At 60.2% G+C, this 14,108-nt stretch carries 12 protein-coding genes and 1 pseudogene; 6 read left to right on the forward strand and 7 right to left on the reverse strand.

Features of this window, described 5'->3' with window-relative positions; genetic code table 11:
* Window positions 1-750: 750 nt before the first annotated feature.
* From F7R19_RS21710 to F7R19_RS21720, 3 genes are read left to right on the forward strand one after another with little or no spacing between them, the layout of a single operon-like run.
* Window positions 751-1,092: a plasmid mobilization protein gene (locus F7R19_RS21710; RefSeq protein ID WP_150981983.1), complete on the forward strand. Its 342-nt coding sequence runs from the start codon at window positions 751-753 to the stop codon at window positions 1,090-1,092.
* On the forward strand, window positions 1,089-2,939 hold the full coding sequence (locus tag F7R19_RS21715) for a relaxase/mobilization nuclease domain-containing protein (RefSeq protein WP_170292630.1): 1,851 nt from the start codon (window positions 1,089-1,091) through the stop codon (window positions 2,937-2,939). Before F7R19_RS21710 ends, F7R19_RS21715 begins: the two co-directional genes overlap by 4 nt.
* Before the next feature lie 8 nt (window positions 2,940-2,947).
* The gene (locus F7R19_RS21720; RefSeq protein WP_150981985.1) at window positions 2,948-3,286 is read left to right on the forward strand and encodes a hypothetical protein; all 339 of its coding nucleotides are present in this window, start codon (window positions 2,948-2,950) and stop codon (window positions 3,284-3,286) included.
* 143 nt (window positions 3,287-3,429) lie between these two features.
* On the opposite strand, the pseudogene F7R19_RS21725 reads toward F7R19_RS21720, so the two are convergent.
* The 3 genes and pseudogenes from F7R19_RS21725 to F7R19_RS21735 all read right to left on the reverse strand — a co-directional run.
* Window positions 3,430-3,765 (reverse strand): annotated as a pseudogene (locus F7R19_RS21725) (helix-turn-helix domain-containing protein); the annotation flags it as partial.
* Window positions 3,766-4,085: 320 nt separating this feature from the next.
* Window positions 4,086-6,344 (reverse strand): DotA/TraY family protein, encoded by a 2,259-nt coding sequence (locus tag F7R19_RS21730; RefSeq protein ID WP_150981986.1) that lies wholly within the window; start codon window positions 6,342-6,344, stop codon window positions 4,086-4,088.
* A 1,797-nt stretch (window positions 6,345-8,141) separates the two neighbouring features.
* Window positions 8,142-8,369, reverse strand: a complete 228-nt coding sequence (locus F7R19_RS21735) for a hypothetical protein (RefSeq protein ID WP_150981987.1) — start codon at window positions 8,367-8,369, stop codon at window positions 8,142-8,144.
* 37 nt (window positions 8,370-8,406) lie between these two features.
* Here F7R19_RS21735 and F7R19_RS21740 point away from each other — a divergent pair, with 37 nt between their 5' ends.
* Window positions 8,407-10,431 carry a diguanylate cyclase domain-containing protein gene (locus F7R19_RS21740; RefSeq protein WP_150981988.1) on the forward strand — a complete coding sequence of 675 codons (2,025 nt, stop codon included), beginning with the start codon at window positions 8,407-8,409 and terminating at the stop codon, window positions 10,429-10,431.
* Here the strand turns inward: F7R19_RS21740 and F7R19_RS21745 are convergent, their stop codons facing one another.
* The 3 genes from F7R19_RS21745 to F7R19_RS21755 all read right to left on the reverse strand — a co-directional run bounded on the left by F7R19_RS21745 (window position 10,432) and on the right by F7R19_RS21755 (window position 11,778).
* Window positions 10,432-10,938 carry a DUF3318 domain-containing protein gene (locus F7R19_RS21745; protein ID WP_150981989.1) on the reverse strand — a complete coding sequence of 169 codons (507 nt, stop codon included), beginning with the start codon at window positions 10,936-10,938 and terminating at the stop codon, window positions 10,432-10,434.
* Window positions 10,935-11,312 (reverse strand): phage holin family protein, encoded by a 378-nt coding sequence (locus F7R19_RS21750; RefSeq protein WP_061956808.1) that lies wholly within the window; start codon window positions 11,310-11,312, stop codon window positions 10,935-10,937. Before F7R19_RS21750 ends, F7R19_RS21745 begins: the two co-directional genes overlap by 4 nt.
* A gap of 148 nt (window positions 11,313-11,460) precedes the next feature.
* Window positions 11,461-11,778 carry a DUF883 family protein gene (locus F7R19_RS21755; RefSeq protein ID WP_317851307.1) on the reverse strand — a complete coding sequence of 106 codons (318 nt, stop codon included), beginning with the start codon at window positions 11,776-11,778 and terminating at the stop codon, window positions 11,461-11,463.
* Here F7R19_RS21755 and F7R19_RS21760 point away from each other — a divergent pair.
* Together F7R19_RS21760 and F7R19_RS21765 are read left to right on the forward strand one after the other, a co-directional pair.
* Window positions 11,723-12,037 carry a hypothetical protein gene (locus F7R19_RS21760; protein ID WP_150981990.1) on the forward strand — a complete coding sequence of 105 codons (315 nt, stop codon included), beginning with the start codon at window positions 11,723-11,725 and terminating at the stop codon, window positions 12,035-12,037. The genes F7R19_RS21755 and F7R19_RS21760 overlap by 56 nt on opposite strands.
* 26 nt (window positions 12,038-12,063) lie before the next feature.
* Window positions 12,064-12,702, forward strand: a complete 639-nt coding sequence (locus F7R19_RS21765) for a peroxiredoxin (protein ID WP_061956809.1) — start codon at window positions 12,064-12,066, stop codon at window positions 12,700-12,702.
* Window positions 12,703-12,862: 160 nt separating this feature from the next.
* On the opposite strand, the gene F7R19_RS21770 is transcribed toward F7R19_RS21765, so the two are convergent.
* The gene (locus F7R19_RS21770; protein WP_061956810.1) at window positions 12,863-14,056 is read right to left on the reverse strand and encodes an acyl-CoA dehydrogenase; all 1,194 of its coding nucleotides are present in this window, start codon (window positions 14,054-14,056) and stop codon (window positions 12,863-12,865) included.
* Window positions 14,057-14,108 lie beyond the last annotated feature (52 nt).

The following is a 14,108-nucleotide window of genomic DNA, read 5'->3' on the forward strand; positions in this document are numbered from 1 at the left end:
GCCAGGAAAGGCGCGGAACGCGAGACAAACCTGGCTTGAATTGGCCTATCTCTCTCGCATTGCGAACACAGCAGTCATTGGCCTGTACGACATCAAGTGCAAGCCTCATTGATCAGCACTTCCCTAGGTCAATTAGCGCAGATGTTAATTAGCGAACTATGGAGGCGTCATGCAAGCCAAGGGATGTCGCGTTGACGTTGAGCTCATGGACCCAAAGAAAACAAAGGTTTAGCGAAAGAAAGAAATTCGATCACTATCGCAGGTCGCACGCTTTCCAGATGCATAGTGCAGCGAGATGGGTCTCAGATGTGGTGTTGAATAAAAACAACACATCAGAAAATATAACCAGATTTTCCTGCCAGGTGATCCAGAAATACATCTGCGTTCGCCGATGAAAATCGAGGTCAATGTGACCCAGGTGCCGGCGTTTGCTGCGTCAATGTGACCCTATATTGCCTATTTGTTGTGCAATTGTGCGTCACATTGACGCGGTAGATCCATTTGTGCCGCCGTATAGAGTCACAGTGACTCAAATGGCCGCAGTCTCGGTAACAAATGGGGTCAATGTGACCCACCTTGTCTTATTTTTCTGTCCAATCCTATATTGCCAACATAGTTTGGTGAGCAGCGAGGTATAACTCCGTATTACGCGTGCTAGCACGCTCCATTCGGAGTTACCTCGCCCTGCGGGGCTGGGTGGGACGCTTCGCTTCCCCACCTTGGGTATCTGGAGAACTGACGGGCGATGCAATGACTGATGTTGCAGAAGGCGGTTTGCGAAATGTACTGGCTATTCGGCTAAACACGGGCGAGCGCGCGCTCGTCGAGAAGCGCGCGGCGGAGGCTGGCCTACCGACGGCGACCTTTATTCGCCAGGCAGCTCTCGGGGCTGTTGTGCCGGCAAGGCCAGAGATTCCAGCAGTTAATCGGGAGGCATATCTTGAACTGGCGCGAGTTGGCAGTAACTTGAACCAGGTCGCTCACCACCTGAATGCAGGCACCGCTACCAGTGTGGATGAAAGCATCGTCCGGCGGCTGGCGGCTGTTACTAGGTCGCTGGCATTACAGGTTCTGGGCGAGAAACTGCCGTGAAAGCTAAAGTTGGTCGAGGCAATGGATTTCGGGGCTTGCTAGCCTATGTCTTTGGGGGTGGCGAAAAGGGAAAGCACGACCGGGCCTCAATCGTCGGCGGCAATATGGCAGGCATGGCCCCCCGCGACTTGGCGGCCGAGTTCGCCATTTGCCGCCGTCTCCGGCCTAACGTGAAAAGTCCCGTCTGGCACTGTTCGTTAGCATTACCAAAGGGGGAGCGACTTGATGGCACTGCTTGGGAGCGAGTCTGCGCGCGTCACCTACAGCTCATGGGGATCGACACCGACAATCATATGTGGGTGGCCGTGCAGCACGACGATACCGACTACGACCATGTTCACTTGGTCGTCAGCCGGATCGGACTCGATGCCACCTTGTGGCACGGTCGCAATGATGTGAAAGTCGCGATAGAGTCAACACAGGCCATCGAGCGCGAGTTTGGACTGCGGCTGACGCCCGGCCTAGATAACGAGCCGGAACATCCGAAGAAGACTAGGGGAGAGGCTGCGAGAAAGAAGCGGAAGGGTCAAGTATCCGTTAAAGAACGGATGCAGGCCATTCTGAACAAGGCCATGCAGGCCCGCAGCTTCGAGGCCTTTGTGAAGGCCTGCCAATCAGAAGGTTTGGAATTGCTGCCAAACGTGGCCAGCACCGGCAGAATGAGTGGGTTCTCCTTCCGGCTGGATGGGGAACTCATGAAGGCATCGGATCTCGGCGCGAAGTATCGGTGGGCGAAGCTAGCCACAAAGACCGGCTATGATTCCGCCCGGCACATGCCGTTGATTCAGGAAATGGCTGCCGCCGCGGTGAGGGCGTCTACAAAAGTAGAACCTGGGGGAGAAGCGAGCTTGCGGGCGGTGAAGGTGGCGGCGGGTGAGCGACCCATGCGCCGGAACCGCACGATTGACCTACTGTTCATCCGTCTTGACGATGGTACCTACGCTTGGAAAAGGAGCCAGACCGCGGCGTTTCGGGACCTCGGTGATCGGATACGATTTGGACGGGCGCCGGATACTGCCATAAAGGCCGCGCTGCAGCTTGTACGTGAGAAGGGTTGGGTCGAAGTTGAGGCGGCGGGTTCGATCGACTTTCGACGGCGCACGTGGATTCAAGGTCGGCTCCTGGGTATCAGAGTGGTCGGCTATGAGCCGTCGAGGGATGATATGTGCGCGCTCGCCGAACACCGCTGCGACGGGGCCGTCCGGATTGCATCTAAGGAGGTCGATCCGTTGATTCGCCAGATTCTGATCCTCAAAGCGGAGACTGAAGCCAACCTGGCAAAGCATTGGGCGATCTATGGCGAGATCCCAGCGCCCGAGATCGGGGAAGACACTATTCGACCTGACCAGTATGAATTCGCAGAGCTGCATGCAGATGAGCAGTATCGACAGGCGAAGCTGCAGGCCTCAACCAGTCGAGCTGCATTGCGGGAAGCTCTGCCAACGGGGCTTTTGGCGCAGCTTCGTGGTGGCACAGTTGCGCAGGCCAGATCGGATAATGCCCTTGACTGGGCGGCCTATCTCGCGCACTGTCACCGTGTAATCTCTAGTGCTACGGCCGGCAGATTGAAGCTCGCGATGGAAATTGAAGATTTGGCATTCTGGCTACGCGAGATCCAGGCGGGGCGAATGCCGATTGAGCTACAAGATGCTATTGATGGCGAAATCGAAGCGAAACCGCACGCGGCAGCCGTAGCTACTGGGCTGGCGCGCAAGCGGGACACGGACCCAGTGAAGACAGGCAACGTTGGTCGTCGCGTAGCCGATGGTTGCGCTCACTGGTCAACGTCAGAGCCGAAGTTTCCTGAGAGCCCCGAAGCGGAGCTTCCCGGGAACCGGTTGAGATAGAGAGAGAAATGAGCAACTACTCGAATGGTTTGTCCGCTGGCATGGCGGCTCGAAATGCAGCGGTTCGAGAAGGACGTGCAGCTGTTGCTGAGTGGGAAGCCCACTCTCAAAAGCTGCAAAGCCGGCTGTCCGCCGCCTTAAATGCGGAACTTACCGAGCACGTTGAACGGAAAGTTAGTGCTAACTACGTTCGTGCACTCAGAAGCGCGTTGGCGGAATTGGCCCCAGACCACCCTTTGCTGCGCGAGGCAGTGGCGACCGCACTGCTAGAAGAGTCGCGAACCAGGGCCTATGCTGAGCGCGGCTATGTCTACGACGAAAAATCAAGGGCATTGAGAAAGGCCTAGAGGCGCACTCGCTCGCGATCTGGTGCTCGTCGGTATGCAGCATCTTCTGGTAGGCCTCGCTCGAGAGCAGACGTTGCGTGCGCTCATCGCATGTCAATTTCCCGGGCCTCTTGGCTGGCCACCCCGGAAATCAAAACCGTCATTCTTGCAGTAGCCAATTTCCCGCTCCGGCTTACAGCCTGTGAGGACGGACCGCTAGTAGATGGGGCGCGTCCGAGCCGGAATGCAATCGAGCGGATCGACTGCCCAGCCACGACGGAACGAGATATCTCTTCTCGTTCGGCAAGCGTCAGGGCTAGCCTGGAGCGGTGTCGGGATGCTGGCTGGATTCCGCCGGACTCCGCCAGAATCCTTTGCACAGATGAATGGTACCGATCAAATAGCCGGGCGATCTGGTGAAGCGTGTCACCTTTCCGCCACCGCTCCCACATTAGTGCCTTCTGAGTCTCGGTGTAGTAGATCCGGCGCCTCTGTTTCATTTGCAACACCTCCACTGCTCATGCAGCATCTAGTGTGTTGCATCGACCGGTTGAATCCACAGATGACAACGGCCTAAGGTTCAGCGTGCCTCATTTCGTTGGTGTCTTGGTAAGACCGGTTATGTTCGCTGGGGTATGGCCTGGTGGACGGATTATTTTTTGTTGAGCCTGACAACTGGGCCCGTGGGGTCTCGCCACAGACAAGCCCCAGCGTCCGCTGATTGGTATATTCACGACCGAACGGCCGAAGTTTGCCGCCCTTCCACCCGTGCTCGCGATGCCTTTGTCACTCTTGCCACGATCCAGCTTGCATGTGATGGTCAGCCGCCAAGTAGGTCTTTATTCGACGGTGACGGACTTGGCCTAAACTCGCCGCCTGCCTCGTGATCATGGCGAGGCCGCTGCTGCTGGGCACCCCCGAGACCGCCGGCGGCCCCGTGCTTGACCTCCCTCACGCCACCGACCAGGATGTCGTGGCCCTGATCGCCGGCCTTCTCGGCTGAGGCGAGGCCCCCTGCGTGCGCGCCAAGCCAGCGGAGAATATTGTCCGGAATCCAGTGGATAAGAGAAAAAACGAGGTGGACCACAGTGGTCATGATGATCACGTAGATGGTGACGTACGCGAAAAACGACACGATGCCGGTCATGGAATCGGCCTGCACGCCGGCGACGACGGTCATGTACGCCAGATTGATCAGGCCCACGATGGGTTGGGTCAGAAGCATGCCGCCGATCAGGCCAAACAGCATCAGGGCGGGTCTCATCACGAGCGAGAGAATCATCATGTAGCCGTGCCCGGCCTTTCCGACGGCGTCGTCACCGTCCGGGTGAACGTGAGCGACGGCGAACAGCGGGCCGGCGATCACCGACTCGAGCGCCAGCACAAACCAGTTCACGACCGAGCTCATCCAAGTGATGAAGGGAATCATGGGGACATACGTCGCAAGCACCGCTCCAAAAAAGAACAAGGCGATAACGACCGTGGTCATCAGGCCCGACAGGAACTGCAATACTGCACCGGCATCGAAGCCGATCTTTGTCGTGCCTTGTGCTGCCCAAGAGTTCGCGACGCCCGTGGCACTGGCCATGGCGACCAGCAGCGCTTCGCCAGCGCCGACAATCGAATCTCCGAACGACTTCATTTGGCTCATGTGATTCAGGTTCGAGCCGGCGATTTCCTGCGTCATCTGATTGATCGCGCCCATGAATGGGGCGGACATCAGCTTCCTCACATACTCCCACGCGCCTTCCCCTTGCTGGGGAGGGCGCACGTTGGTCTCGTTGTAGTAGACCTGGCGAATGCCCTCTACCCGATTCTTCGTGTATTCGTTGGCGGTGGCCATTGCATCCTGGTAGGTCTGCAGGACCTCCTGCGTTTCCTTGTCCGTGATATCGATGGGTTCAGACATGGGTAGTCCGTTCAGCGTGGACTGCATCACGTCGTTCATCTTGACGATGTGGTTGTACCAGGTGCCGGCGAAGATCCAGCCCCCATCCTTGGCGGCCTGCAGGAAGTCGCTGCGTGCCCGGTCGTTCGTTTGCAATACGGCGCTCTTCGCCGCGTCACGCAGCGCGTTCTCGTAGTTGTTTGCCGCCGTATCGATAGCGCCGGGAGTGGGCTTTTGACCGGCCACGATCTGATTGGCCGTCGGTTGCAGCTCCTGGATCATGCGCTGCACAGCCTGAGCGTGTGCAGCCATGATCGGCGCTTTGATTACCTTTGTATTGCTGTTGCCTTCGGACGCCTCCCACGACTGCTTCCAGGAGATTCCACCGCAAACCGTCGGGTTGACGTAGCTATTATCGTTGGCTTTCCACTGGTAGTTGCTTACCGTGTACTTGGCGTTCGACAGGTTCTTGATGTTCGCGTAGGCACCAACGGCAGATATGGCGTCAAACACACCGTAGTTGAGCAGCTTGCCGGTATTCATCATGACCTGCGTGGACGGCACCGGCTGAACTCTGGTGCCGCGGCCCGCGTCCTGGAACTGCTTGTTCATCGCGGCCGCGCAGACTTCGAATTTGAGGATGTTGGCGGCCAGAGGACGAGAGTCCGGGATCATCGGGCGGGAGATCATGTTGTCCCGGTTGATTTGCTCGATCGCGGCCTTCCAAATGGCATCCGCTACACCAACCCCCTGCAGCGCGAGCCAGAGTATGCCGATTTGGATCAGCGAATAGCCCGAGCCGAGAGGCAGCAGGAGGGCGGTGCCGGCGACGGTGCGCAACACCACGTAGGGGGATTTCATGTTCCTCCCAAGCACCTCTCCGTCGTGCGCTGAGTCGATCGTGCCCTTGATCGTCGTGTAAGCGATGAACAGCATGCCCAAGAAGAGGACGGCGGCGTTGAAGATCTTCATCATCGCGCCCAGAACGTCATCGTTCTGTCCGCCGCTGACGTTCCCGCCCGATGAGATCAGCCCGATGATGTTCCCAAATACCTCTCGCAAAAAATCGACGGAGGTGTCGCCGGCTGGCGGCGTGAACCGGTTAAGCGACATGCCGGTTGCCGAGTCCGCATAGGCAACCCCGACAGACAGCCCGAGCGCCAGCGCGATAGTGAGTATGCGCCTGATCATTTTTTGATCCTGCGGGGCACTGGCGTAGTTGCTAGCGCCCAGAAGTCCATAGCAAGCAGCAGGGGGAACGGCAGAGCCAGCACCTTCCACGCGGCAGCGTGGTTGCTCCCCAAATGGTTCCACGCGCCAACTGCGCCAAGTACAAAGGTTAGTGGGAACCACCAGCAACCCGGTAGCCGCATCCAGAGCCTGTGCAACCCTAGGGGCAAGACCAGATTGCTTAACAGGAGCAAATAGGCACCAGCTCGATGCGTTGCATGATCGAACGCCTGTGACACCAGGAATGATTTGATCGCTTCTAATGGCCTTCTCAATTCGGACCTCTTCAGTGGCTTGCACCCTTGTCCGCTTATGGGAGAGAGTAAGGTTGTGGCTTAGGGCGAAGCTCTTCGATCGCCCTGACGCAGTTCTTTTCGACAGTGTTCTTCAGCTCGTTCTGTAACCTCACCACGCAGGCAAGGTCCCCCTGTCCGCACTGTCCATGAGTAGCGAAGTTGGCTGCACTGCTCTGGCAGTCTTGCATCGCCGCGGATTGGGCTTGCGGAGACTGCCAAGGGAAAATCTCCTGCTTAACATCCGTGCTGCGGCTGCCGCTTTGGGCCAGAACGCTTGTGCTGGGCAACGCGAGCGAGCAAAAAGCGGCCCAAGCGATCACAACGCACTTCACGTATTGTTTGCTGATCGTTAGTACTGCGGAGGTGCTGGGTCGCCTTGCAAGCTCACAAGCAATTGGGCGGTTGTGGAGAGCCATTAGAGGCCTCCGGTCTCGGTGTGGCCCGGCTGTCCAATAGGAAGGCGAGGCCTCCCAGTTCGCCGAATCGATGCCTCGCCTTCAACCCTCTCGGTTCCTCGGCGCGCTGCCATTTCGGCAAGCCACCGCCTGATATCTGCGACAAACCAGACGGCGCGCCGCTTGGCTGGGAATGCTGTTTGGGGTAGCTCGCCCTTGTAGGCCATTTGCGTTACCGCTCCCTCGGTCGTCGCTAGAAGAGCTGCAAGCTCTGCGCGAGTGATGACCGCCTCGGCAGCCATACGGCCAAATGTCGCTCGGAAGTCGTTGTCGATTTTTCCCATGTCGTGATGGATGGCGATCACTGATGATCCCCATTCCCTTGCGGTTAGTATGCTGAGGAATGTAAGATTTCCGGCAACACCAGTCGAAGGGCAGTTTTTGGCAAGGAGCAGCGTGAACAACGAACCCAACAGCGGCCGCATCCTCAAGCCAGCGCTGAGCCGGGTCGCGGCCCGGTTGGTGCAAGAGGCGATAAGGAAGACTGGGTTCAGCTTCCCACAGTTGGACGAGGCGTTGAATTTGCCTACCGGTACCACGTATAGCTATAGCGTCGCAAATCCCAAGAAGGCTCGCTCCCCCCAGGCATCGGCTATCCAGAGATTGGAGGAGAGGGTGGCTGGGCTAGTTGGCCGAAAGGCGAACATTTTGATTGTCCGGGACGCCAATCTTTGGATGGAAGGGTGGCCATCTGGGCCACTCAGCGTGCCAAGTGAGTTCAAAAGACCACGATCGCGAGGCAAGAGGAAGGGGTACGCTCCTTCTAAGGCGTATCTGGCGATTGGCCCTGCTTAGGGGGATGACCCAGTTCTCGGCTCTGCCGGAATTCTGCCGGAGCGTGACGGTGATCCTGCGAAATCAGCAGTGATACAGAGCGACGGAATTCCTTGAAATACCAAGTGATCTGGGGTAACGTGATAGGTGCTTGGTTTGACTTTTAATCCGTTGGTCGCGTGTTCGAGTCACGCACGACCCACCAGTATTTCGGAAAAGGCCTGTGGCGAAAGTCACGGGCCTTTTTTGTTTTCGGGCTTCGGACTTGCGCGCAAGTCGCGGGTACGACGATCCGCGAGCGCCACGATCGATGCGCCGCGCTCCATTGCGCGGGCATCGGAAACCGAATCGCGGCGCTCGCCGCCTGCCGGCTGATTAACCAGTCTGAGGTAGAGACGTAATGCGACGCGTGGCTGAAAATGCCACCAGCCGTGGCCCGCGCGAGGCCGCGCCGCAATCATCGACAGTGTCGGCCAAGACCGGCGCGGGAAGTCTCATATGCAGCGAGCTGGTGGTGGGAAAAGCCTGCCGGCCAATGAGCACGTGTTGCGCGTTGTCTGGCCGTTCGTTCCGGTGGTGTTGGCCTTGGCATTGTTCTGTATCGTCAGTGTCGATGTGTTGTCCGCAGCGCGCGGATTCGTCGCCGGCGAAAGTCTCTGGAGCAAGGGACAGAAAGCGGCGGTGCTGCATCTGCTGCGGTATTCCGAAAGCCGGCTCGATGCCGACTACCAGGCCTATCTTTCCGCCATCGCCGTGCCGCTCGGCGATCATGTGGCGCGCCTGGAACTTGAAAAGACCGACTACGATCGCGCCCGTGCCATGCAGGGGTTGCGGATCGGCGGCAATCATCGCGACGACATCCCAGGCATGATTCGCCTTTATCGTCATTTCCGGAATGTGTCCGAAATCGACGAGGCGATCTCGGTCTGGGCCGCTGCTGATGTGGAGATCGCCCGTCTGGAAGCGGCCGGCAAACGTCTGCGCGAACGCATTGGCGAACGCAATTGCGACGCCGCATGTGTGGCGCCGCTGCGGCGCGACGTCGTCGATATCGACGCGCTGCTCACGCCGATGGAAGCGGCTTTTTCCGATGCGCTTGGCCGGGCGTCGCGCCGCGTGCGCGGTCTGCTGACGTGGTGCGCGGTCGGGCTGGCGCTGCTGCTACTGGCGTGTGCAACGTGGTTGTCCAGGCGCGTGACGCGCAAGGAGCGACAGTTGCGTCATGCTTTGCTGGTTAGCGAGGAACGACTGCAACTGGCGGTAGCCGGCAGCACCGATGGCCTGTGGGACTGGCATCCTCACAGTGGTGAGCTGTACTTTTCGCCGCGTTGCGCGGAGATGCTCGGCTTCGGCGCCAACGAACTGCCGCACGCGCGCGAGACGCTGCTGGCGCTGATGCATCCGTCCGACGTGTCCGAGTTCGAGCGGCGACTCGAGGGCCATGTGCGCAAGGGCGCGCCATACGATATCGAAATGCGCTTGCGCAAGAAATCCGGCGGATACCTGTGGGTGAGGGCGCGCGGCCAGATGGTGCGCAGCGTGGTCGGCAAGGCCGTTCGCATGGCGGGCTCGCTGAGCGACATTTCCGATCGCAAGCGATTCGAGGCGCAGTTGTTCGCCGAAAAGGAGCGCGCGCAGGTGACCTTGCATGCGATCGGCGATGCCGTGATCACCACGGACGTGTGGGGCAGGATCCAGTCGCTCAATCCCGTTGCCGAAGCCATGACAGGATGGGCGCAAGCGGAGGCCGCAGGATGTTTCCTGCAGCAGGTTTGCCGTCTTCATGACGAAGTCACGCGAGAGGCGGTGAGCGATCTGGTGCCGCGCGCGCTGGCGGGCACCTGGCCCAGTCAGGTGTCGATGCTGCTGTCACGCGGGCGGCCCGAAGGGCAGGGCGATGCCGTTGCGGATCGGGTGGCGGTGAAACCGTCGGTCGCGCTGATTCGCGACAAGGCCGGCCAGGCAATCGGAGTCGTGGTGGTCCTGCACGATGTGACGCTCGAGCGTGCACACGCGGCGCAGCTGGCGTACGAGGCCAGCCATGATGCGCTGACCGGCCTGGTCAATCGCGCGGAGTTCGAGCGCAGGCTTGGCGCGGCGCTTGGCCGGGCCAAGGTCGATGGCTGCATCCACACGTTGATGTATCTGGATCTGGACCAGTTCAAGCCCGTCAACGACACCTGTGGACATGCGGCCGGCGACGAATTGCTCTGCCAGATTGCCGAGATCATGCGCCAGCAGCTACGGCGCAGCGATACGCTGGCCCGCCTGGGCGGCGACGAATTTGCCGTATTGCTCGAACATTGCCCGACGGGTGACGGCGAACGCGTGGCGGAAGCGTTGCGCCACGCGATTGCGAATTATCGCTACACGTGCCGGGATCACGCGTTCGCAATCGGCGTCAGCATTGGGCTGGTGCGGATCGACGAGCGCACCGCGAAATTCGAGGATGCGCTGGATGCGGCCGACCGCGCGTGCTATCGCGCCAAGCGCGACGGCCGCAACCGCGTGCGTCTTGGCTGATCAGGGCTGTTGGGGCGACGGCGGCGATGGCACCAGTGGATCGCGGAAGCCGGTATTCACCGGTTTGACGACCACCACGCCTGGCGCCGGGGCGGGCCGCTGCGTGGCATGCCAGGTCTTGTAGGCCCAGTAGCCGGCGCCGGCCAGCATGCCCAGCTTCGACACCTTCCAGGCAACGCGCCCGATCGCCGTGCGGCGCAGCAAGGGCAGGGCCAGCGTGATCGCCGTGCTCAGCATGGGGTAGTCGCGGGTCACGCCAAACAGCTTGAGCCAGCCTGACGGCCGCGTCATGCGAGGCAACCACGCGCCGATATTGGTCATGCGCCGCGCGCCGCCTTTGACCTGATGCAGTGCCTGCACGGCGTCGTATCGCTCCAGCGCCGCGCGCGTGATCAGCAATTCCTTGCGCACGGCCAGGGGCAGGCGCACCTCGCGCGTGAACCGGACCGGGCGCGGATGGTCGCGACGTGGGCGATTGTCGATCGATTCGTCTTCTGGCGTGGTCATTGGCGCAGCATCTCCCGGTCTTTGTCGAGCTCCGCAAGCGTGGCTTCGAACAGCGGCGGAGCGTTGCGGACCTTGTTGCGGGCCACCAGCAGGCAGATCGCGGCGCAGATCACGTAGAACACGACGATCGCCCCGATGGCCTGCCAGCGATAGGTTTCCCAGAACAGGATGGCGATCAGCAACGTGAATGTCATCAGCGCCATGCTGAAGAACACGAGGCCGAAACAGGCCAGCAGCGCCACCTTCATCAGCCGCGCACGTTCCTCGGCCAACTCGACGCTGGCTAGCTCCAGACGTGTCTGCAGCATCGACACCACAGAACCGGTGAGGTTGCGGAGAGAGTCCAGGAACTTGGGGGAATGGGATTCGCTCATGCGGCTCCGGCGAAAAATCGATGCGCCGGCATGGGCGGCATCTGCTACGGATGGACCGGAGCGGCAGATGGGGCCGCGCCCGGTCCGTCTTGAGACTGCAAGCGCCGGCGCAGATGCGCAGCCGGCGCCGAACACGCAGTGCGACGACTTACTTGCGGTTCAACAACAGGCCGATCAGCAGGCCCACACCGGCGGCCACGCCCACGGCGCGCCAAGGGTGATCGTGCACGTAGTCGTCGGTGGCACGCGCGGCGGCCTTGCTCTTGGTGACGACGGCATCCTGCAGATCCTGGGCCTTTTCCTTGGCCTGCTTCAGCAGGCCCATGCCACGCTCGCGCAGTTCGGCGGCTTTCTCGCCGGTGGTCGAGGCCGCTTGCTTAAGCAGTTCTTCGGCATCGGACAGAACGGTCTTGACATCGCTCATCAGTTTCTCCTGTTTGCGGGCGGTTGGTTCAATTGGTGACATTTTGCCTTGCGCGCACTCGCTTGTGGCGTTTCTTGTCTTCCACTTAGCATATGTGGCGGCCGGCCATCGTTTCAAGCTTGCCGATACAAAGCCATCGACATGGCAGGCAATGCATGGTGGGCGCTTGCGAACCCTTCCTGATGCCAGACTCGCAGCCTTTATGACTTCGAGTGATTTTGTCGTGACTTTATATTCGTTTGGGTTGGATGGCAATCCGACTAAGCTGGTTCGCCAGCTTACCTTTTATTACCTTCCTTAATTTTCAGTTTCTCGGAGATTTCTCTCATGGCACTGCGTCTCGGCGATATCGCCCCGGACTTCGAGCAAGAATCGAGCGAGGGCCGCATCCGGTTCCACGAATGGCTCGGCAACAACTGGGGTGTCCTGTTCTCGCACCCGGCCGACTACACCCCGGTGTGCACGACCGAACTCGGCCTGACCGCCAAGCTCAAGGAAGAATTCGGCAAGCGCAATGTCAAGGCGATTGCCCTGTCTGTAGACAGCGTGGAGTCGCACAAGGGCTGGATCCAGGACATCAACGAGACGCAATCCACCTCGGTCAACTTCCCGATCCTGGCCGATGCCGACCGCAAGGTTTCCGAGCTCTACGACATGATCCATCCGAACGCCAACGAGACGCTGACCGTGCGCTCGCTGTTCGTGATCGACCCGAAGAAGAAGGTAAGGCTGATCATTACCTACCCGGCAAGTACCGGTAGAAATTTCAATGAAGTGCTGCGCGTCATCGATTCGCTCCAGCTGACCGACAACCACAGCGTGGCCACGCCGGGCAACTGGCAGGACGGCGACGACGTGGTCATCGTGCCGTCGCTCAAGGACGAAGAGGTCATTCGCCAGAAATTCCCGAAGGGCTACAAGGCGGTGCGTCCGTACCTGCGCTTGACGCCGCAACCGAACAAGTAAGAAAAAACCGGGCGCGGTGCTTGCGCTCCGGGCCCGGCCGAGTACGGCTTTAACGGTGTTTCAAAACGACGGGGTCGTGTCCGTCGTCTCCTTGGTAGTGTGCTTGAGCCCGGCCGACGAGCCGGGCTTTTTTCTGATGCGCGAGGTGACTCGCTGCCGATCAGAAGAACGCTTGCAGGCCAGTCTGGGCGCGGCCCAGGATCAGCGCGTGGATGTCGTGCGTGCCCTCGTAGGTGTTGACCACTTCGAGGTTGACCACGTGGCGGATCACGCCGAATTCATCCGAGATGCCGTTGCCGCCCAGCATGTCGCGCGCCACGCGGGCGATATCGAGCGACTTGCCGCACGAATTGCGCTTCATGATCGAGGTGATTTCCACCGCGGCGGTGCCTTCGTCCTTCATGCGCCCCAGGCGCAGGCAGCCTTGCAGTCCCAGCGTGATCTCGGTTTGCATGTCGGCCAGCTTCTTCTGCACCAACTGCGTGGCGGCCAGCGGGCGGCCAAACTGCTTGCGGTCCAGCGTGTACTGGCGTGCCGTATGCCAGCAGAATTCCGCCGCACCCAGCGCACCCCAGGCGATGCCGTAGCGGGCCGAATTCAGGCAGGTGAACGGGCCCTTCAGGCCGCTGACGCCGGGCATGATGTTCTCTTCGGGCACAAAAACCTGATCGAGCACGATTTCGCCGGTGATCGACGTGCGCAGGCCCACCTTGCCGTGGATGGCCGGCGCGCTCAGGCCCTTCCAGCCCTTTTCCAGGATGAAGCCGCGGATCGCTTCCTTGCCATCGTCACCCATCAGCTTCGCCCACACCACGAACACATCGGCGATCGGCGAGTTCGTGATCCACATCTTGGCGCCGCTCAGTTCGTAGCCGCCGTCGACCTTCTTGGCGCGCGTGACCATCGATCCGGGGTCCGAGCCGTGGTTGGGCTCGGTCAGGCCGAAGCAGCCGATCCATTCGCCGGTGGCCAGCTTGGGCAGGTATTTCTGCTTTTGCGCTTCGCTGCCGAATTCGAAGATCGGCACCATCACCAGCGACGACTGCACGCTCATCATCGACCGGTAGCCCGAATCGACACGCTCCACTTCACGGGCGATCAGGCCGTAGCTGACGTAGTTCAGACCCGGGCCGCCGTATTGCTCGGGAATCGTCGGGCCCAGCAGGCCCAGCTCGCCCATTTCGCGGAAGATCTCCACGTCGGTCTTTTCATTGCGGAACGACTGCAGCACGCGCGGCATCAGCTTGTCCTGGCAATAGGCGGCGGCGGCGTCACGGATCATGCGCTCGTCGTCGGTCAGTTGCTGGTCCAGCAGCAGCGGGTCGGCCCAGTGAAATTCGGCGTTGGCGGCCATGGAGGTCTCCTTCTTTGGTGGCGCGATGAAGGCGGCGAGCCTTCAATTGGTC

This window comes from Cupriavidus pauculus (genome assembly GCF_008801835.1).
In the GTDB taxonomy this organism is placed as follows: Bacteria; Pseudomonadota; Gammaproteobacteria; order Burkholderiales; family Burkholderiaceae; genus Cupriavidus; species Cupriavidus pauculus.

What these genes read in the sequence shown, in the direction of transcription:
- F7R19_RS21710 (WP_150981983.1), top strand. Translation starts at nt 751, where the DNA reads ATGACTGATGTTGCAGAAGGCGGTTTGCGAAATGTACTGGCTATTCGG.
- F7R19_RS21720 (WP_150981985.1), top strand. Translation starts at nt 2,948, where the DNA reads ATGAGCAACTACTCGAATGGTTTGTCCGCTGGCATGGCGGCTCGAAAT.
- F7R19_RS21730 (WP_150981986.1), bottom strand. Translation starts at nt 6,344, where the DNA reads ATGATCAGGCGCATACTCACTATCGCGCTGGCGCTCGGGCTGTCTGTC.
- F7R19_RS21735 (WP_150981987.1), bottom strand. Translation starts at nt 8,369, where the DNA reads ATGATTGCGGCGCGGCCTCGCGCGGGCCACGGCTGGTGGCATTTTCAG.
- F7R19_RS21740 (WP_150981988.1), top strand. Translation starts at nt 8,407, where the DNA reads ATGCAGCGAGCTGGTGGTGGGAAAAGCCTGCCGGCCAATGAGCACGTG.
- F7R19_RS21745 (WP_150981989.1), bottom strand. Translation starts at nt 10,938, where the DNA reads ATGACCACGCCAGAAGACGAATCGATCGACAATCGCCCACGTCGCGAC.
- F7R19_RS21750 (WP_061956808.1), bottom strand. Translation starts at nt 11,312, where the DNA reads ATGAGCGAATCCCATTCCCCCAAGTTCCTGGACTCTCTCCGCAACCTC.
- F7R19_RS21755 (WP_317851307.1), bottom strand. Translation starts at nt 11,778, where the DNA reads ATGTCACCAATTGAACCAACCGCCCGCAAACAGGAGAAACTGATGAGC.
- F7R19_RS21765 (WP_061956809.1), top strand. Translation starts at nt 12,064, where the DNA reads ATGGCACTGCGTCTCGGCGATATCGCCCCGGACTTCGAGCAAGAATCG.
- F7R19_RS21770 (WP_061956810.1), bottom strand. Translation starts at nt 14,056, where the DNA reads ATGGCCGCCAACGCCGAATTTCACTGGGCCGACCCGCTGCTGCTGGAC.